Below are 17688 nucleotides of genomic sequence, written 5' to 3'. Positions count from 1 at the left end.
TTGCATTCAGCGACATGCGCGCCCGAATCCAACTGGTTGGAACCGTATAGTTGAGGCTCGAATCATTGGGTCTGTCGGCCGTGCCGCTGCAATTGCGGTGGCCGGGGGCGACGTGAAGGGAAGGGGTCCGGTGGAACGACCTGCTGTCAGTCGCAGAGCTGTCCTCGGCGCCGGTGCGCTCGCCGCCTTGGGCCTCGGCGGCAGTCTTGCCGGCTGCTCTCCGCTGATTCCTGACGGCGGTCTGCGCCCCGACGGCACGGTGCGGGTGTCGCACTACCTCACGCCCAGCTACACGGACCTTGAGCCGTCCATTGCGCAGTTCGCGAAGAACGTCGATGCGCGCTTGGGTGAGGGAACCGCTGATGTCTACGGCGCCGGCACGCTGCTGAACTCCGATCAGACCCTCAACGGTCTGCTGCGTGCCGTTGCGGATGTTGCTATGCAGACTTCAAGTTTTGTGTCGACGAGCTTCCCGATTCTGGGGGCTATTGAACTTCCCTTCAGCGGTGCGGACTATTCGACGCTGAAAGAGGCTGTGAGCCCGCATTCGGACCTGCGCAAGACCTTCAATGCGGAGTTTGCCAAGAAGGGCGTCATGAGTGTGGGCACCATCATGTGTCCCACCGAATGGATCTACACCGTTAACCGTCCGGTGACGAAGCCGGAGGATATTCGGGGTCTGCGCATTCGCGTGTCCGGCCACGTGGAGGGTGCGATGCTCAAGGCCCTTGGCGCTGCACCCGTCGCCCTGTCGTCAGCCGAGGTCTACGAAGCGCTGGAGCGCGGCACGGTCGATGGGATGGTGTCCTATCCCGGCACTGTTGTGTCCCGGTCACTGCAGGATGTTCTTCGCTATGCCACGATCGGCCATTTCGGTGCGTACACCTATGATGCCTACGCCAATCTCGACTGGTTCAACCGCGTGCCGCAGGAGGTGCGCGAGGCCGTGCACGACTCTGGTCGCGTGTTCTCGGTTGACGGCACGAAGCTGGCCAAAGACGTGCAGGATGACGAGTACATGCCGGTTTTCGAAAGCTCGGGCATTGAGCTCATTGAGCTTGATAAGAGTCAGACTCGTCAGTTCCGCAATGCGACGAAATGGGTTGAGGACTGGTGGAGGAGCAAGGTGGGCGATGACGATCTTGCCGATCGTGCGCTGGAGCAGGTGAGGAACCCGTGACAGTGCTGTCGAAGATCGCCCACGCCCTGCGCATGCTGGCCGGTGTCATTGTTGTGGTGTTGGTGCTCATCACCGGCTATGACGTCATCATGCGCTATGTTTTCGCTCTGCCTTTGGACTGGTCGATCACCATCAGTTCGGTGGGGCTCATTGCGATCATTATGTTGGCAATCCCTGACGTCGCCCTTCGCGGTGAGCACATTGCGATGGATCTCTTCTACCGCCAGTTCAGCCCGCGTGTGCAGAAGATTGCCGATGCGGTTGTCGCTGCAGCCGCCTTCGCCGTGTGTCTGACAGCGGGTGTGGTGTCGCTGAACACGTTCGCGTCGTTCTTCGGTGCACAGATCCAAACGGCCGGCAATTTCAATATTCCGGTGTGGATTCACTACTTCCTGGTGGCGTTCGGCTTCCTCACGTCAGCCGTCACGATTCCTCTGCAGTACGTCCTGCGGACTCGCGAGGTGGATGCCCGGTGAACGCTGTCATCGTCTGTTTTGCGCTGCTCGTCTTGGCAGTTCTCATTGCGCTGCGCGCCCCGATCTTTGTGGCGCTGTCGGCGTCGGGGATCATCGGTCTGCTTCTGTTGGAGGGCCCGCGCGGTCTGGAGCAGGTGCCGATCGCCTTTGTCTCCCAGCTGGAAAGCTATTCGCTGGTTGCTGCCCCCATGTACATCCTCATGGGGGAAATCCTGGCCGTCGGCGGTTTGGGTCGGGCGTTCTTCCGCTTCGCCAACGCGTGGCTGGGCAGGCTGCCCGGCGGTCTGGGTGTGGCTTCGGTCGGTTCGTCGACGGTTTTCGGTGCGATGTCGGGCGTGTCCCTGTCTTCGGTTGCCGTGGTCGGTCGTATGGCCGTGCCGGAAATGCTTGAGCGCGGTTACCGGCCGTCCTTTGCGACGGGGTTGGTTGTCGCTTCGGGTGCTCTGGCGATGCTCATACCGCCCAGCCTGATGTTCATTCTGTACTCGTCGATTTCCGGTGTGGGCATCGGCGAGCTGTTTGCGGGCGGTCTTGTGCCCGGTTTTCTCTTGGCGACTCTCATGGCTCTGTACGTCATGATCACCGCGCTGGTCCGCTCGGATATTGCTCCGCGTACGGAAGCCAAAGTGGCGCTGGGGGAGAAGCTGGCGGCGACGAAGAAGGTCCTGCCCTCGCTCGTGCTCATTGTGCTGGTTCTGGGCTCCATCTACACCGGCATCGCCACGGCGACGGAGGCCGCCGCGGTCGGCGTCATCGGCGCGATTGTGGTCGTCGGTGTTTTTGAGCGCCAGCTGTCGTGGGTGAACATCAAGAAGATCCTCGCCGAGACCACGCAGATTTCGGCCGGCCTGCTCATCATCGTCGGTGCGGCGTTTGTGTTTTCGCAGATGCTGGTGCTGGTTCGCTTTGCCGAGCACGTTACCGAGTGGGCGGGTGCGCTCACTGTCCCGTCGTGGGTCGTTGCCGTTCTTCTGCTGCTGGTCGTGATGGGGCTGGGCTGCCTGGTCGATGCGGCTTCACTGCTGCTGGTGACCACCCCGATTCTGCTGCCGATCTTCACGGCACTGGGCTACGACCCGCTGTGGTTGGGCGTCATTCTGGTTGTCGTGCTCGAAACCGCGGTCATCACCCCGCCGGTGGGACTGAACCTGTACGCCATGAAATCAGTGATGCCGCAGTTGGCGATCCAGGACATCATCCGAGGTGCGGTGCCGTATCTGCTCATCGAGCTTGCCCTCATGGTTGTCATGATCTTTGTTCCGGAGATCGCAACTTGGTTCCCGGGAATCATCTCGGTCAAATAATCGGCTGATATTCAGCATCTGTTCATCTTCCTCTATACTTGTGGCCGAATTGCGGTGCTGATCACATTTTGGCAGCGCCGCCGGAGGCTTATCCGCGTCTGCGAACCCCGCTCGCGGGATGCGGCGGTTGAGCCTGTACCTGACCCTCACGGAGGTTGAATTGAAGAGCAATCGGAAACTGCTGGCGGCTCTGTCGCTGGTGACCACGGCCGCGCTGGGCCTCACAGCCTGCGGCGGCGGTGGCGGCGACAATGGCGACGCCGGCGGCGGTGACTCATCGGCAGTCATCACCACCAACGGAACTGAACCGCAGAACCCGCTGATCCCCACCAACACCACCGAAGTCGGCGGCGGCAAGATCATCGACCTGGTGTTCTCCGGGCTGACGTCGTTCGACGAAAACGGTGAAGTCCGCATGGACCAGGCCGAATCGGTCGAACCGAACGACGACGCCACTGTGTGGACTGTCAAGCTGAAGGAAGACGCGAAGTTCACCGACGGCAGCCCCGTCACCGCTGACTCCTACATCAACGCCTGGAACTACGGCGCTGACCCCGCAAACGCACAGGGCGGCCAGTACTTCTTCGAAAACATCAAGGGCTACTCGGCAGACAAGGAAGGTGCTGAGCTCACCGGTCTGGAAAAGAAGTCGGACACCGAGTTCACCGTCACCCTCAACAGCCCGGAAGCTGACTTCGCCAAGCGCGTCGGCTACTCGGCATTCGTGCCGATGACCGACGAGGCTCTGGAAGACACCAAGAAGTTCGGCGAATCGCCCGTCGGCAACGGCCCGTACAAGCTGGAAGCCGAAGACTCCTGGGTCCACAAGCAGGGCATCAAGCTGGTCAAGAACGAGGACTACTCCGGTCCGCGCGAAGCCAAGAACGGCGGCGTGGAGATCAAGTTCTACGAATCGCAGAAGACCGCCTACTCTGACGTTCAGTCGGGCAACCTCGACATCCTCGACCAGGTTGACCCGTCGAACTTCCAGACCTACGAGGGCGACTTCCCGGAAACTCACGTCAACCAGGCTGCCGCGATCGTCCAGACCATGACGATCCCCACCTACCTCGACCACTTCAAGATGGACGAGGAAGGCAAGCTGCGCCGCCAGGCCATTTCGATGGCTCTTGACCGCGACCAGATCACCGACAAGATCTTCCAGGGCACCCGCACCCCGGCTAAGGACTTCACTTCGCCGACCCTCGAAGGATGGGACGACTGGGGTCAGAACATCGACGGCAACGAAGTGACCGAGTTCAATGCCGAAAAGGCAAAGGAACTGTGGGAGAAGGCTGACGAAATCAGCAAGTACGACGGCACCTTCACGATTGCCTACAACAACGACGGCGGTCACGAAGAGTGGGTCACCGCCGCAGCGAACTCGATCGCCAAAACCCTCGACATCAAGGCCGAAGGCCAGGCCTACCCGTCGTTTGCCGAACTGCTTGACGACGAAGAGCAGGACAAGATGACCGGTGCATTCCGCTCCGGATGGCAGGCCGACTTCCCGGCCCAGGTCAACTTCCTCGCTCCGCTGTACCAGAGCGGGGCCGGTTCGAACTACGCTCGCTACTCGTCGAAGGAATTCGATGAGGCGCTCAAGGCCGGTTCGTCCGAAGCTGATGCTGACAAGGCAACCGAGAAGTTCGCCGAAGCACAGGGCATCCTCATGAAGGACCTGCCGGTTGTGCCGCTGTGGTACCAGAACGTCAACGGCGTGTGGAACGACCAGGTGCAGAACGTGAAGTTCGGCTGGAACTCCGTCCCGCTGTACGACCAGGTCACCAAGGGCTGACCAGCATCACAGATGACTGACTGAATACCGCGGAGTGCAAGTTTATGCACTCCGCGGTATTCTTCGGTCTTGATCCCCGGCCGCGGAAAGCCCGCGGTGCTTTAGAAAACCGAAACGAACAGAGGCTCCTATGCTCTGGTACATCGGCCGAAGGCTGCTCCAGCTGATTCCCGTCTTCTTCGGAGCGACTTTTCTGATCTACCTCATGGTGTTCGCACTCCCCGGCGACCCAATCGCTGCGCTCTTCGGCGGCAAAACACCGCCGCCGGCTGTTATCGACGCCCTCCGCGCGCAGTACAACCTCGACAAGCCGTTCATCGTCCAGTACCTCATCTGGGTCGGCGGCGTATTTACCGGCGACTTCGGCATCGCCTACAACGGTCAGGCAGTCAGCGACATCATGGCCCGCGCCTTCCCGCTGACCGCGAAGCTGGCGATTCTGGCGCTTGTCTTCGAAGCCATCATCGGCATCACGGTCGGCCTTGTGGCCGGTCTGCGCAAGGGCGGTGTGTTCGACACGGTATCGCTCATTGTGTCGCTGCTTCTCATCTCAGTGCCGACGTTCGTCGTCGGCTTCCTCATCCAGTACATCTTCGGTGTTGAGCTGCGACTGATTCCGACTTCGGTGTCGGCCAACGCGGGCATTTCGGCGTACATCGCGCCCGCGTTTGTTCTTGCATCAGTGTCGATCGCGAACATTCTGCGCCTGACCCGCTCATCCGTTGCCGAAAACATGGGCGCTGACTTCGTCCGCACGGCTTCCGCCAAGGGCCTGTCGCGCGGACGCGTCATCCGGGTGCACATTCTGCGCAACTCGCTCATCCCGGTTGTGACCTACCTCGGTATTGACCTCGGCGCACTGATGGTCGGTGCGATCGTCACAGAAGGCATCTTCAACATCCCCGGCGTCGGCGGCACCGTCTACCAGGCCGTGATTCGCGGTGAAGGCCCGACCGTCGTGTCGTTCGTCGCGGTGATGGTCATCATCTTCATGTTGGCCAACCTCCTGGTCGACATTCTCTACGCTGTCCTCGACCCGCGTATTCGCTACGGGAAGTGACTCATGAAACGCTATGTAGCTCCCATTGAAGAAACACCTCTCGCAGCTGTCGACGAGGTCGACGTTTCGACGAAGCCCACGAGCATCTGGGGTGATGCGTGGCGCGACATGCGCAAACGCTGGCTCACCTGGGTGTGCCTGGCACTCGTCGGGCTCGTGGTGTTCGCCGCGCTCTTCCCGCAGCTGCTCACATCGGGGGACCCCTCCGGTGCGGCCTGCGACCTCGGCAAATCGCTCAACAAGGCTGAGCCCGGCCACCCCTTCGGCTTCGACCGTCAGGGCTGTGACGTGTACACGCGCGTCATCTACGGCACTCGCGCCTCGCTTGCTGTCGGCCTGCTGTCGACCGGACTGGCAACACTGCTGGGCGGCATCATCGGTGCGGCCGCCGGCTACTTCGGCGGCTGGCTCGACTCCGTCGTGTCCCGCATCGGCGATATCTTCTTCGCCATCCCATCGGTGCTCGGCGCTATCGTCATGATGCAGGTTGCCCCGTTCGGCCGCGGCATCTGGACGCTGTCGCTGACACTCGCGGTGTTCGGCTGGCCGCAGGTTGCCCGCATCATGCGCGGTGCCGTGCTCACGGTCAAACAGTCCGACTTCGTGACAGCGGGAATCGCGCTCGGCGTTTCACGCACCAAGAACCTCATCCGCCACGTCATTCCGAACTCGCTGGCGCCGGTCATCGTCATCGCGACAGTGTCGCTCGGAACGTACATCGTGGCCGAAGCAACCCTGTCGTTCCTCGGTGTCGGATTGCCGCCGTCGGTCATTTCGTGGGGCTATGACATTTCGACCGCACAGAACGTCATCCGCACCGCGCCCGGCTTGCTGTTCTACCCGGCCGCGGCTCTTGCCCTGACCGTTCTTGCGTTCCTGCTGCTGGGCGACATCGTCCGCGACGCACTCGACCCGAAAGCGAGGACCCGCCGATGACGGAAGCCAACCAGCACACAGACAAGACCGCAGCAGCAGCTGCGAAAACAACGGCACCCGCCGGCACCTCGGCGGATGCTGCCCCGCTGCTGGACGTGAAAGACCTCGAAGTCACGTTCTCGACCCTTGCCGGTCCGGTCAACGCCGTCCGCGGTGTGAGCTTCGAGCTCTACCGCGGCGAGAACCTGGCGATCGTCGGCGAATCCGGGTCCGGAAAATCGACCGCGGTGACTGCGATCCTCGGTCTGCTCGCCGAGAACGGCAAAGTTACCGGCGGGCACGCCCTGTTCAAGGGCAAGGACCTCACGAAGCTGTCGCGCCGGGAAATCGAAGACGTTCGCGGTAAGGAGATCGGCTACGTCCCGCAGGACCCGATGTCGAACCTCAACCCGGTGTGGAGCATCGGCTTCCAGGTTCGCGAAACCATCGAAGCGAACACACCGCTGCGCGGCAAAGAAGCGGAGGCGCGGGCAATCGAGGCGCTCAAGGAAGCCGGCCTGCCGGATCCGGGCAGCCGACTCAAGCAGTTCCCGCACCAGTTCTCCGGCGGTATGCGCCAGCGTGTGCTCATCGGCATCGGCATGGCGGCCCGTCCGGACCTACTGGTGGCAGACGAACCCACCTCGGCGCTCGATGTCACGGTCCAGCGGAAGATCCTCGACCACATTGACACCCTGACCAAGGAGCATGGCACCTCGGTCATCTTCATCACCCATGACCTCGGCCTGGCCGCTGAGCGCGCCAAGAAGCTCGTGGTGATGTACAAGGGCCAGGTGGTCGAGTACGGCGATTCGCAGGAGATCCTGCAGGATCCCCAGCACCCGTACACCAAGCGGCTCGTGGGCGCGGCCCCCTCTTTGGCATCGCGCCGCATACAGGCCGTCAAGGAAGGCGATTCGCAGGCCGCATCAGCTGCCGACCAAGCTCTGCTGGAACGCGAAAAGGCCTCCGGAACTGATGCCGATGAAGCTCCTCTCATTGAGGTCAAGAACGTCACCAAGGTCTACAAGATCCGCCAGAAGGGTCTGAAGACCACCGACTTCAAGGCCGTTGACGATGTCAGCTTCTCAATCCCCAAGGGCAGCACCCTAGGGATCGTGGGCGAATCCGGTTCCGGCAAGTCGACGATCGCGAAGATGTTCCTCAAACTTGAGGACATCACGTCCGGTTCGATGATGTTCGACGGCGAGGACGTCGCCACCTGGCCCAAGCGCCGTCTGCTTGAGTTCCGCCGTCGCGTGCAGCCGGTGTTCCAGGACCCCTACGGAACCCTGGACCCCATGCGTTCGATCGGCACGTCGATTGCCGAGCCGCTTGTTACCCACAAGATCGGCAATCCGCGCACCCGGCACGCGATGGTCGAGGAGCTGCTGAACCAGGTGTCCCTGCCGAAGGCGACGGCCAACCGCTATCCGGGCGAACTGTCCGGCGGTCAGCGTCAGCGCATTGCGATTGCACGCGCGCTGGCTCTTAAGCCCGAGGTTCTTGTGTTGGACGAGGCCGTTTCGGCCCTCGACGTTCTGGTGCAGGGGCAGGTGCTTGACCTGCTGGCTCAGCTGCAGAACGAACTGGGCCTGACCTACATGTTCATCACGCACGACCTCGCGGTTGTGCGGATGGTTGCTGACCACGTGGCGGTTATGCGGGATGGCCGGCTGGTCGAGCAGGCCACAACGGACGAGGTGTTCGACAACCCCCGCGAGCAGTACACGAAGGACCTTCTCGACGCCATCCCGGGAGGCAAGTTCCTGCTGGGACTGTGACTTCCCGGTTTCGGGCTCAAGAAACACACGAGGTGCCGGTGCAGAATTCTGCACCGGCACCTCGTTTTTGTGTGGGCTGTTCGGCTGCGGCGGCTGCCGCGGTCACTTCCAGGTGATGGCGATTTCGATTTCGGATTTGCCGCCTTCTTTGACCTCGATTTCGTATTCGTAGGTCACGGTGTCGGGGACGTCGACGGTGACGTCGTGTTCGCCGTCAGTGACGCGGACCTTGTTCTGGCGAGCCAGGGCGTCGGCGAGTTCGCGCAGGCGCTCTGCGGCCTGTTCGCGGGTCATGGTTTCTTCGGTTTCGTGTTCAAAGAGTTCGCTCATGCGGCCATTCAAACAGCGGAATATGAACGCGCGGTGAGCGGCGGCCGGCGGCTTGAGCGGCGGCAGGGTCAAGCGATGACGGTGAGAACGATGGAGGCTGCGGCGAGGCCTGTGAAGACGAGCCACGAGGTGGTGTTCCAGGTTCGGCGCACCTGTCCGGGTGCGCTGGTGTCAGCGCTGTGTTCGGCGATTGTGCGGCGGATCAGGTCGACTGTGCCCGGCTGTGCGTGGTCGGGAACGGCCTTCGGGCCGATGCCGGAAGCCAGAAGGTCAGCATCGGCGGCCTTTTTGCGCAGCTTCTGCTTGTGGGTGCGCACAGCGGACAGGGGAGCGGCCCATACGCGCGTGACTTCGCCGGCAGTGTCGGTCAGTTCGGCAAAATAGCGGCCCCCCGCCTGGGCAAGGGAGCCCCACGGCAGGAAAACGGTGCGCAGCGGATTGCGGACTTCCAGCCCGTCCCGGTGTGCGATGAGGGCGGGGAACACGAACAGGTTCAGTGAGAGCCAGCACAGAGCGGCGCCTCCGAAGAAGACTGCCGTGGCGATTATGAACCAGCCGCGGGCCGCACAGTCGATCACTGCAAGCAGCACCAGTACGCCGAGGACGGCCGTCCACACGGCGGCTGCCCTGGAGCGGGTCAGCCGGACGCTGCGGTCGGCGGGAGAATCGGAGTCAGGCATGCCCTTAAGCCTATGCGGTGGGGTGCTCGCGCCGTATCGTGCCGTGGCCGCGCAGCGGCGTGTCTTATGAAAAGAGACCCCTGCGCGGCCTGCATCGCCCGCTCGATACGATGACCTGAATCACACACAGAGATGGGAGTCACCATGGCAATTGATCAGACAACGGTCGATACGTGGCTGGAAGAAGTGCTGGCCGGTGATGTCGATGCCGCCGCGAAGCTGTGCGATAGCCACCCGCAGGATGCTGTCGCCTTCACTTTCGTCGACCACGACCTCAACGTTGCAAAGCTCACCTACGGTCAGCTAAAGGAACGCAGCCGCAAGCTTGCCGGCCATTTCAAAGCCCAGGGCATCGGCGAAGGCGACCGCGTGGGTGTTCTGCTGACCAAGCGCGAAGAGCTCGTGGTGACTCTTGTTGCCCTCGTCCGTTTGGGCGCGGTGTACATTCCGCTGTTCACCGCTTTTGCCACCCCGGCGGTGGAAATGCGCATGAAGGCCTCCGATGCGAAGCTCGTCGTGACGGAGGACTCGCAGCTGTTCAAGGTTGAACCGCTGGGTCTTCCGGTGTTCATGGCGGGTGAGGAATACCAGCGCGCGTTGGAAACCGCAGAACCGGTCACCGAGAACTACCTTGCCGCACCGGATCACCCGTTCCTGCAGCTGTACACCTCGGGCACCACGGGTGCGCCCAAGGGAGTGCCGGTTCCCGTCCGCGCACTGGCGGCCTTCAAGACCTACATGAGGATCAGCCTCGATGTGCGCGATGACGACGTCTTCTGGAACGCAGCCGACCCCGGCTGGGCGTACGGCCTGTACTACGGCGTTGTCGGCCCGCTGGCCATCGGCGTGCCGAACATCCTCTACACCGGCAAGGCCGGTCCGGAGGACACTCTGCGCGTGCTGACGGAACTGGGTGTGACGAACTTCGCCGGCGCTCCGACGCTCTACCGCACTTTGGCGAAGGCCGACACGGATCAGAAGGCCAACCTGCGCAGGGCATCCTCGGCCGGTGAGCCGCTGACGGCGGACATCCTCGCCTGGTCGCCGGACGCTCTGGGCTGCGAGGTTCGCGACCAGTACGGACAGACAGAACTGGGCATGGTCATCTGCAGCCACTGGGCCGACGGCTACCGTCAGCCGGTCAAAAAGGGCTCGATGGGCCGCCCCATGCCGGGCATCGTGGCTGACGTCATCGAGGGCGTCATTGCGATCGACACCCAGAACAGCCCGAACTTCTGGTTCATGGGCTACCACAATGAACCCGAGCGCACCGCGGTCCGCTACTCCGATGACGGCCGTTGGTACCTCACGGGCGACCTCGGCCGGATTGACGAAGACGGCGACGTCTTCTTCGCCAGCCGTGATGACGACCTCATCCTTATGGCCGGCTACCGCATCAGCCCGTTCGACGTTGAATCCGTGCTGGTGGAACACGACGCCGTGGCTGACGTCGCAGTCGTCGGCAGGCCCGACCCCGAAGGTGTGCGAGGTGAAATCGCCGAGGCGTTCATCGTCCTGCGCTCCGGTTGGACCGGCGGCGACGAACTTGCGAAGGAACTGCAGCAGGCAGTCCGCGAAGGCTATTCCGCCCACGCCTACCCGCGCCGCTTCCACTTTGTGGACGAACTTCCCAAGACCCCGTCAGGCAAGACCCAGCGCTACAAGCTCAAAGAATACGAAGGCTGAGTCAGCAGCATGACAGTGCCCGGGTGGGAGGAAAACTCCCACCCGGGCACTTCTGTTCAGGTGACCCCGCTCCCGAGGTGCCGCTGGTTTCCCGAGGCCGGCACCTCGGGTGTGGCCCACCGGCGCAGGACCGGCACCTCGTGAGCCTTGTCAGCAGATCAGCCCTGGACGCTGCCGTCGTGGCCCTGCCAGGCGGTATTGCGCAGCTGGAACTTCTGGATTTTGCCGGTGGAGGTTTTGGGCAGTTCGTCGACGATTTCGACGACCTTCGGGACTTTGTAGCGCGCAATGTGTCCGCGCACGTGTTCGATGATCTCCTGCGGCTGCGCTTCCTGGCCCGGGCGCAGCACGACGATCGCGGCGGGGCGCTCGCCCCAGTCTTTGTCGGGAATGCCGATCACCGCGACTTCGCTGACAGCCGGGTGGGAGCCGACGGCGTGTTCGACTTCGATGGTCGAAATGTTCTCCCCGCCGGATATGACGACGTCTTTGGCGCGGTCGCGGATTTCAACGTAGCCGTCCTCGTGCCACACGGCGAGGTCCCCGGAGTGGAACCAGCCGCCGGCAAAGGCCTTGTCGGTTGCTTCTTGGTCGCGGAAGTACCCGGCCATGACGGTGTTGCCGCGCATGACGATCTCACCGACAGTGACACCGTCACGCGGCACATCGACCAGGCGGCCGTCAGCATCGGGGGAGGCCTCGACCACGCGAATGGGGTCGGACAGCACCTGGGCAACACCCTGCCGGGCTTGGAAGCGGGCGCGGTGCGGCGTGGGCAGCTGGGCCCATTCGGTCTGCGGTTCGCACACCGTGTACGGCCCGTAGGTTTCGGTCAGCCCGTACACGTGCAGGACGGTGAAGCCGAGTTCTTCGACTTCCGACAGCGTGGTGGGACTCAGCGGGGCCGCCGCCGAGGTGATTGTCAGCGGGTGGGTCAGCTGGTGCGCCTCGGGTGCGTGGGTGATGGTGCGGATGACGGTGGGGGCTGCGCACAGATGGGTCAGACGGTGGTGTTCGATCAACCGCCATACTTCGTCGCTGCGCACAGCCCGCAGGCCCACTTGGAGGCTGCCGGCGGCCACGAGCGCCCACGGATTCGTCCAGCCGTTGCAGTGGAACATCGGCAGCGTCCACAGGTAGCGACTGCTGTGGTTCAGCCCCAGGTGGGTGATCTGGTTGAGCGCATTGAGGTAGCTGCCGCGGTGCGTGTAGAGAACGCCCTTCGGCTTGCCGGTGGTGCCGGATGTGTAGTTGAGGCAGATGTGCCGGTTCTCATCATCGACGCTCCAGTCGAGGGCGGCTGGCTCTGCCTTGGCTTCGCTTGCGGCCAGCAGGTCTTCGAAAGGCGTTCCCACTTCAAGGGGCGAGGTGCCGGCTGGGCTGTCTGCTGGGCTGTCGGCATGCGGGTCGGTGACGACGCCGATCGTGGTGACGGTTTCGAGTTCGTCGGCGATGTCCGCGATGGTCGGCAGGAACTCGGCGTCGATGATGAGTGCCTTCGCACCGGAGTGGTCGAGGATGTAGCGGACTTCCTCCTGCGCCAGGCGAGTGTTGATCGCCACGAGCACGCCGTCGATGAGCGGCACAGCATAGTGGGCGGCGAGCATTTCCGGCACGTTCGGAAGCATGTAGGCCACCCTGTCGCCCGGCTGGATTCCCAAGTCGAGGAACATGCGTGCGCGCTTCTCCGCGGCTTCTTTCAGCTCGGCGAATGTCCAGACGGTGCCCTTGTAGTCAATGGCAGGGCTGTCCGGGAAGACCTCCGCTGAGCGTTCGAGGAACGACAGCGGGGTCAGCTGCGTGATCCAGGGCTGCACGTGGTCTCCTTCATCTGCGGTGTGCTGTGTGTTGGGACCAACACAACCACGTGACCTGGCAGCGCGGGGGTGAAAATGTAACAGGCCGACCGCTGCGAGTGCAGCGGCCGGCCCGTGAGAATTCAGGTCCGTGCCCGAGGTGGGGTCAGGCTCAGTCGTCGTCTTCGGTTCCCGCGCTGGTGCGGGCGCCCAGTTCGCTGTCCAGGCGCAGCAGACCGGAGCCGTCACCGTCGATCAGTTCGAGCTGGCCGACGATTTCGCCGACGGTGTCTTCTTCTTCAAGCTGTTCGTCGACGAACCAGTTGAGGATGGGGCGAGCATCGATGTCACCGGCTGCTTCCGCAGCGCGGTAGAGCTCGCGGATGGCTTCCGAGACCTTCTTTTCGTGGTCGAGAGCGGCCTGGAAGATGGTCAGAGCCGACGGATCAGCTGCCACGCTGGGTGCCGATAGGGCGCCGATGATGGGCGAACCGTCGCGGGCCAGCAGGTGGTTGATGAACTTGTTGGCGTGCTCGATTTCTTCGTCAGCCTGTGCGCGCAGCCAGTTGGCGAAGCCTGAAAGGTCCTGTTTGTCAGCTTCGATGGCCAGCTGGCGGTAGACCATGTTGGCTTCGAATTCGAGGGTGATCTGGTCGTTGAACTTCGCTTCGAGTTCTGGTGTGAGTGTCATGTTTCCACTCTAGGCCTGCCACCTGTGTATTTGAAGAGAGCAGTGGTGGAAAACACCAGGAGAAAACAAGCGGGGCTCGGAAGCGTGCGCTTCCGAGCCCCAGCTTAGCTGAATCAGGAGGTCAGCCCTGGGTGAAGATTTCGGCGACAGCTTCCTTGAACTTGGTACCAAGGTCCTCCCCGATGGTGCCTGCTGCGGTGATGACAACACCGAGAACCACGGCAACAACAAGGGCAATTGCCAGGTATTCGATGGACACGGCGCCCTTTTCGTTAACGCGGTCCTGCAGAGCTTCAGCGCGGTTGCGGATTTCGTTGGACATCTTGAGCAGAGCAGTCATGGGAGGTTCCTTTCGGAATTGCTGTTGTGCTTACGATCCAAATATTTCGCAGTTCCGCTCTCTCCCAGGGCCCAGGGGCCGGTTGTTGTGCCCATCGGTCTGACCGCTGTTGGGCCCAGGGAGAACGGATCAGTTCAGCGGTCCAGCCGGATGGTGTACATCTTGCGGAATGCCGGCTTGTCCCAGGTGACGAGCACGCCCTTGGCGTAGTGAGCTGAGGCTGTGCCCTTCGCGCTGATGCATTCCAGGGTCCAGGACTCCCACGTGCCGTGCGGCAGGGGCGCGCAGAAAAGACCGGGCGGGGTGACAACCTGCGCGGTGGCGGTTGAATCCCCGGCAATAGCGGGAACATACTTTTTGCCCTGCGGACTCTTGGTGTCTTTGGCTCGGAAGACGTCAACAGTGATGCGGTTGCCGCCGCTGGGGACGTACTTGGTGAGAATGCCGCCGTCGTTCTTCTGCGCGTAGGCGGCTGCCGCCGGCTGGGCCGCGATCGCCGCACCCGCCCAGAAGGGCTCGGGTGGGGAATAGAAGTGTTCGACGGGCAACTTGTCCTCGTCTTTTTCGTCTTTGTCGTCCTTCGGCTTTTCGCCCTCGGGGAGGTCTTCGTCTATGTCCTCCCGGGGGTCTTTTTTAGGGCTGGCCTTCTGCGCCCGAAGCCAGGTTTCGATCCACTGGTCGCGGGCCTGTTCGGCGGCTGCGGTGGCCGCGGAGTCGGCCCCCTTCTGGGTGCTCGAGCGCACGTCGACGGCTTCTGCCAAGACGGTGAATGCAAACGCAGCGCCGATGACCGCGAGCGATGTGAGGACCACGGCGATCGACACCTGGCCGGATTCTCCGCGCATGGGTTGTCGGCGCAGTCGTATTCGTCGCCGTTGACTTCATCCTAGGGCTGGTCCTGCCGTTCGGGTCGTTGATGTTCCTCAACTTCCTGTGTCCTCTCCTGGCAGGTGTTGCAGCCGCAGCTGTGCACCTGTGGTCAGGTGAGGGCGGCTGGGCTCGCCACGCGATCGCTGTACTCGGCGCGCCTATTCTATTGTCGGTCTACTACGCGCTGTTCACCCCGTGGAACCTGTCGAGGGGAATCCTCATGGACATCGCCACGGGCGCGCTGTTTGCGCTGGCTGCGGCAATTGGCGCAGCCATTGTGCACGCGGTGGAGCGCTTCGCCCTCCGCCCGGAGTGACAGGAGCGTTTTTGCATAGCTGAGGTTGCTTGGCAGGCTTCAGCGGCACCTCGTAAGAAGACCCTTCACGGCTGACGCTGTGAAGGGTCTTATGCGCCCACATTTTGCCCACACGTTCCGCACAACCTGCCGCACTAGAGCCGGATTCTGCGGCTTAGGGGAGTGCGAACACTGCTGACAGGTGTATTCGGGCTGACGGGTATGGCCGTGACCAATGCGGCTTACCTGGGCGTAGGGTTGAAAGTGCAAGTACATTGCACCCAACTGAAAGAAGATGCATGTTCAACGCTTTTGCCCGCGCTGCCGGTCGTCTGGCCATTGCCCCGCTGTTCGTCGTCAACGGACTCGCCGCCGCCAAGGCGCCGGGCCCCCGCCCCCAGATGGCAGCCTCGACGCTCGAGACTATGCGCGAGTACGTTCCGGCGATCCCGAATGACAATGAGCTTGTGGTGCGCATCAACGGCGGCATCCAGGCTGCAGCCGGCCTGACGCTGGGCCTGGGCTTCTTCCCGAAGACTTCGGCCGCTGTGCTCGCCGGTTCGCTCATTCCCACCACGCTTGCAGGCCACGCATTCTGGAAGGAAGAGGACGAAGGCCAGAGAGCGGCACAGAAGACGCAGTTCTACAAGAACGCGGCCATCGTCGGCGGCCTGCTGGCCGTTGTGGGCGCAAAGAAGTAAGACGCCGAGACCCGTCCGTACGCCTGCCCACCCTGTAGCCGGAATCTGCGGCTTAGCAGCAGCTTCTAAGCCGCAGAAACCGGCTACAGGGAGTGTGCGCACTGCTAACGGGTGTATTCCGGCTAAGGGGTGTGCGAAACGGCTTGCACGACTATTCGTGCAGGGCGTAAAGGGCATAAAAAAGTGGGCCTTCGTAGGTACTTCTCAAACCCCAGTAAGCCGCGAAGAACGTTGATTTCGCGTGTTCTCAAGGGATCGAAGACACAGCGACAGCGCACTGGCACCCCTCACACGACAGATTCTAGGGGGCCGCTACGTGAAAATTCGAGTCAGTCTCAAACCCGTTTGAGTGCCTCGAATCGTGAAGAACTCCTCGTTGGGTACGCCGAGGGGGTGCCGGTTCAGGAACTGGCAGCAAGGTTCAATATCCATCGCGCGACGGTGCGAGAGATTGCTCGGCGAGCGGGTCATCCGAGCAGAGCCCCAGAACATTCACAACAGCTACGAAGTGAGGCGGCACGCCTCTACGCTGAGGGTTTCACGCTCAGTCAAGTAGCAGTGCAGTTGGGCATCGGCGACGAAGCCGTTCGCTCGGCCGTGGTAGCGAATGGGGGCACGATTCGACCCAAAGGCCGCCGTCGAATGAATGCTTGACTCGGGCGTCGAATGCTCACCTTCCCTTCAACGACGAAGGGACCGGGAACATGGACACGCTCTTGACATTCATGACGGACGAACGTGCGGCACGGATCGCCCTGACCATGATCACGGACCCCACTGATGCAACAACAGGGCATCTCCTTGCAGTTCACGGCGCAGTCAACACTGTCACGATGCTTGCCGATGACGCACCGGTACCCGGTTTGGATAACGTGGAAGCTCAGCTATGGCGTAAACGCTTGCTGCCCCGGGTGGAACCACGACTGATCCAAGAAGCACTCGACCTCACCGAGCACGGTAGCTTCAAGACGCTTATTCCCAGCGATGACAACTATCCGGCGTCGCTCCACGATCTCGGCGACGATGCTCCCTATGTCCTCTGGGTCAAAGGCGAGGAGTCACTACTCGCAATGCCAGTGAGCGATCGCTTTACGATCACGGGTGCACGCGCGGCAACCAGCTACGGCGTCCAGGTCGCGAACGAGATCTCTGCTGACCTTGCCAGTGACGGGAAAGTCATTGTCGCTGGTGGCGCATACGGCATAGATGGTGAAGTACACCGGTCTGCGTTGGCGGTTGCGGGTCATACGATTGCGGTGATGGCCGGTGGAATTGACCGTCCATACCCAGCGGGTCATCGAGATTTGCTCGAACGTGTGAGCGATGTCGGACTGCTGGTGAGCGAGCAGCCACCGGGAGCCACGCCGACACGAGCACGGTTCATGGTCCGCGCCCGCATCGAAGCTGCACTTTCGTGTTCAACGACGATCATTGAAGCCGGTTCACGGTCGGGCTCGCTGCTGGTGGCTCAACAGGCATACTCGCTGGGGCGCAGCGTCGGTGCGGTTCCGGGGCCGGTGACAAGTGCCACGAGCTTTGGCCCGCATCGGCTCATTGCCCAGGGCATCGCCAGTGTCGTGACTAATGCCAACGACGTGAGGGCGCTTTCCGAGAAACAGCCGTCTTCCGGCTCGATGTCGCAACTCAGCGCCGAAGCATTCCGTATGGACAGCTACTCGGCACATGTTCGTGCCGCTCATTCAGTTCACCGTGATCTCTGATGGAACCTACGAGATCAACGATCGCCGTACGGATCGTTTGGTCTTGTGATGCGTGTGTAGA

General features: G+C 62.2%; 18 protein-coding genes. 12 read left to right on the top strand and 6 right to left on the bottom strand.

What is annotated here, in order from left to right:
* Nucleotides 1–130 precede the first annotated feature (130 nt).
* From Bravens_RS04380 to Bravens_RS04350, 7 genes are all read left to right on the top strand, one after another.
* On the top strand, nucleotides 131–1180 hold the full coding sequence (locus tag Bravens_RS04380) for a TRAP transporter substrate-binding protein (RefSeq protein ID WP_062020635.1): 1050 nt from the start codon (nucleotides 131–133) through the stop codon (nucleotides 1178–1180).
* Nucleotides 1177–1656 carry a TRAP transporter small permease gene (locus Bravens_RS04375; protein WP_062020632.1) on the top strand — a complete coding sequence of 160 codons (480 nt, stop codon included), beginning with the start codon at nucleotides 1177–1179 and terminating at the stop codon, nucleotides 1654–1656. Before Bravens_RS04380 ends, Bravens_RS04375 begins: the two co-directional genes overlap by 4 nt.
* Entirely contained in the window at nucleotides 1653–2960 is a 1308-nt protein-coding gene (locus Bravens_RS04370; protein ID WP_062020629.1) for a TRAP transporter large permease, read from the top strand. Before Bravens_RS04375 ends, Bravens_RS04370 begins: the two co-directional genes overlap by 4 nt.
* A 160-nt stretch (nucleotides 2961–3120) precedes the next feature.
* Nucleotides 3121–4758, top strand: coding sequence for an ABC transporter substrate-binding protein (locus Bravens_RS04365; protein WP_062020695.1), 1638 nt, complete (start codon nucleotides 3121–3123; stop codon nucleotides 4756–4758).
* A 130-nt stretch (nucleotides 4759–4888) separates the two neighbouring features.
* Nucleotides 4889–5818, top strand: coding sequence for an ABC transporter permease (locus Bravens_RS04360; RefSeq protein ID WP_062020627.1), 930 nt, complete (start codon nucleotides 4889–4891; stop codon nucleotides 5816–5818).
* Nucleotides 5819–5821: 3 nt separating this feature from the next.
* Nucleotides 5822–6754 (top strand): ABC transporter permease, encoded by a 933-nt coding sequence (locus Bravens_RS04355; protein WP_062020626.1) that lies wholly within the window; start codon nucleotides 5822–5824, stop codon nucleotides 6752–6754.
* Nucleotides 6751–8517 carry a dipeptide ABC transporter ATP-binding protein gene (locus tag Bravens_RS04350; RefSeq protein ID WP_062020624.1) on the top strand — a complete coding sequence of 589 codons (1767 nt, stop codon included), beginning with the start codon at nucleotides 6751–6753 and terminating at the stop codon, nucleotides 8515–8517. The genes Bravens_RS04355 and Bravens_RS04350 overlap by 4 nt, the downstream gene beginning before the upstream one ends.
* A gap of 102 nt (nucleotides 8518–8619) precedes the next feature.
* On the opposite strand, the gene Bravens_RS04345 is transcribed toward Bravens_RS04350, so the two are convergent.
* Entirely contained in the window at nucleotides 8620–8847 is a 228-nt protein-coding gene (locus Bravens_RS04345) for an amphi-Trp domain-containing protein (RefSeq protein WP_019175837.1), read from the bottom strand.
* A gap of 68 nt (nucleotides 8848–8915) precedes the next feature.
* Nucleotides 8916–9527 carry a PH domain-containing protein gene (locus Bravens_RS04340; protein WP_062020622.1) on the bottom strand — a complete coding sequence of 204 codons (612 nt, stop codon included), beginning with the start codon at nucleotides 9525–9527 and terminating at the stop codon, nucleotides 8916–8918.
* 144 nt (nucleotides 9528–9671) lie between these two features.
* Between Bravens_RS04340 and Bravens_RS04335 the strand changes: the two genes are divergently transcribed.
* Nucleotides 9672–11213, top strand: a complete 1542-nt coding sequence (locus Bravens_RS04335) for an AMP-binding protein (protein WP_244878115.1) — start codon at nucleotides 9672–9674, stop codon at nucleotides 11211–11213.
* A 158-nt stretch (nucleotides 11214–11371) separates the two neighbouring features.
* On the opposite strand, the gene Bravens_RS04330 is transcribed toward Bravens_RS04335, so the two are convergent.
* The 4 genes from Bravens_RS04330 to Bravens_RS04315 form a co-directional block, all read right to left on the bottom strand.
* Nucleotides 11372–13030, bottom strand: a complete 1659-nt coding sequence (locus Bravens_RS04330) for a long-chain-fatty-acid--CoA ligase (RefSeq protein WP_062020618.1) — start codon at nucleotides 13028–13030, stop codon at nucleotides 11372–11374.
* A 151-nt stretch (nucleotides 13031–13181) separates the two neighbouring features.
* The gene (locus Bravens_RS04325) at nucleotides 13182–13700 is read right to left on the bottom strand and encodes a ferritin (protein ID WP_062020616.1); all 519 of its coding nucleotides are present in this window, start codon (nucleotides 13698–13700) and stop codon (nucleotides 13182–13184) included.
* A 121-nt stretch (nucleotides 13701–13821) separates the two neighbouring features.
* A complete protein-coding gene (locus tag Bravens_RS04320; protein ID WP_062020614.1) occupies nucleotides 13822–14040 on the bottom strand; it encodes a hypothetical protein in 219 nt (72 codons plus the stop codon).
* A gap of 134 nt (nucleotides 14041–14174) precedes the next feature.
* Nucleotides 14175–14885, bottom strand: a complete 711-nt coding sequence (locus Bravens_RS04315; protein WP_062020612.1) for a hypothetical protein — start codon at nucleotides 14883–14885, stop codon at nucleotides 14175–14177.
* A gap of 71 nt (nucleotides 14886–14956) precedes the next feature.
* Between Bravens_RS04315 and Bravens_RS04310 the strand changes: the two genes are divergently transcribed.
* From Bravens_RS04310 to Bravens_RS04300, 4 genes are all read left to right on the top strand, one after another.
* A complete protein-coding gene (locus Bravens_RS04310; RefSeq protein ID WP_062020610.1) occupies nucleotides 14957–15226 on the top strand; it encodes a hypothetical protein in 270 nt (89 codons plus the stop codon).
* 278 nt (nucleotides 15227–15504) lie between these two features.
* Nucleotides 15505–15906 (top strand): DoxX family protein, encoded by a 402-nt coding sequence (locus Bravens_RS04305; RefSeq protein WP_062020608.1) that lies wholly within the window; start codon nucleotides 15505–15507, stop codon nucleotides 15904–15906.
* Between the two features lie 129 nt (nucleotides 15907–16035).
* Nucleotides 16036–16560, top strand: a complete 525-nt coding sequence (locus Bravens_RS10870) for a helix-turn-helix domain-containing protein (protein ID WP_338076245.1) — start codon at nucleotides 16036–16038, stop codon at nucleotides 16558–16560.
* 50 nt (nucleotides 16561–16610) lie between these two features.
* Nucleotides 16611–17627: a DNA-processing protein DprA gene (locus tag Bravens_RS04300; protein WP_062020692.1), complete on the top strand. Its 1017-nt coding sequence runs from the start codon at nucleotides 16611–16613 to the stop codon at nucleotides 17625–17627.
* Nucleotides 17628–17688 lie beyond the last annotated feature (61 nt).

It is taken from the genome of Brevibacterium ravenspurgense, from assembly GCF_001584615.1.
GTDB classification, from domain to species: Bacteria; Actinomycetota; Actinomycetes; order Actinomycetales; family Brevibacteriaceae; genus Brevibacterium; species Brevibacterium ravenspurgense.
The sequence above is the reverse complement of the archived record's forward strand: the minus strand, read 5'-3'. Positions and strand labels throughout refer to the sequence as shown.

Bases quoted from the DNA above. Each gene is read 5' to 3' on its own strand.
- Bravens_RS04360 (WP_062020627.1), top strand. From the start codon at position 4,889: ATGCTCTGGTACATCGGCCGAAGGCTGCTCCAGCTGATTCCCGTCTTC.
- Bravens_RS04350 (WP_062020624.1), top strand. From the start codon at position 6,751: ATGACGGAAGCCAACCAGCACACAGACAAGACCGCAGCAGCAGCTGCG.
- Bravens_RS04310 (WP_062020610.1), top strand. From the start codon at position 14,957: ATGTTCCTCAACTTCCTGTGTCCTCTCCTGGCAGGTGTTGCAGCCGCA.
- Bravens_RS04305 (WP_062020608.1), top strand. From the start codon at position 15,505: ATGTTCAACGCTTTTGCCCGCGCTGCCGGTCGTCTGGCCATTGCCCCG.
- Bravens_RS04335 (WP_244878115.1), top strand. From the start codon at position 9,672: ATGGCAATTGATCAGACAACGGTCGATACGTGGCTGGAAGAAGTGCTG.
- Bravens_RS04345 (WP_019175837.1), bottom strand. From the start codon at position 8,847: ATGAGCGAACTCTTTGAACACGAAACCGAAGAAACCATGACCCGCGAA.
- Bravens_RS04340 (WP_062020622.1), bottom strand. From the start codon at position 9,527: ATGCCTGACTCCGATTCTCCCGCCGACCGCAGCGTCCGGCTGACCCGC.
- Bravens_RS04355 (WP_062020626.1), top strand. From the start codon at position 5,822: ATGAAACGCTATGTAGCTCCCATTGAAGAAACACCTCTCGCAGCTGTC.
- Bravens_RS04300 (WP_062020692.1), top strand. From the start codon at position 16,611: ATGGACACGCTCTTGACATTCATGACGGACGAACGTGCGGCACGGATC.
- Bravens_RS04320 (WP_062020614.1), bottom strand. From the start codon at position 14,040: ATGACTGCTCTGCTCAAGATGTCCAACGAAATCCGCAACCGCGCTGAA.
- Bravens_RS04315 (WP_062020612.1), bottom strand. From the start codon at position 14,885: ATGCGCGGAGAATCCGGCCAGGTGTCGATCGCCGTGGTCCTCACATCG.
- Bravens_RS04325 (WP_062020616.1), bottom strand. From the start codon at position 13,700: ATGACACTCACACCAGAACTCGAAGCGAAGTTCAACGACCAGATCACC.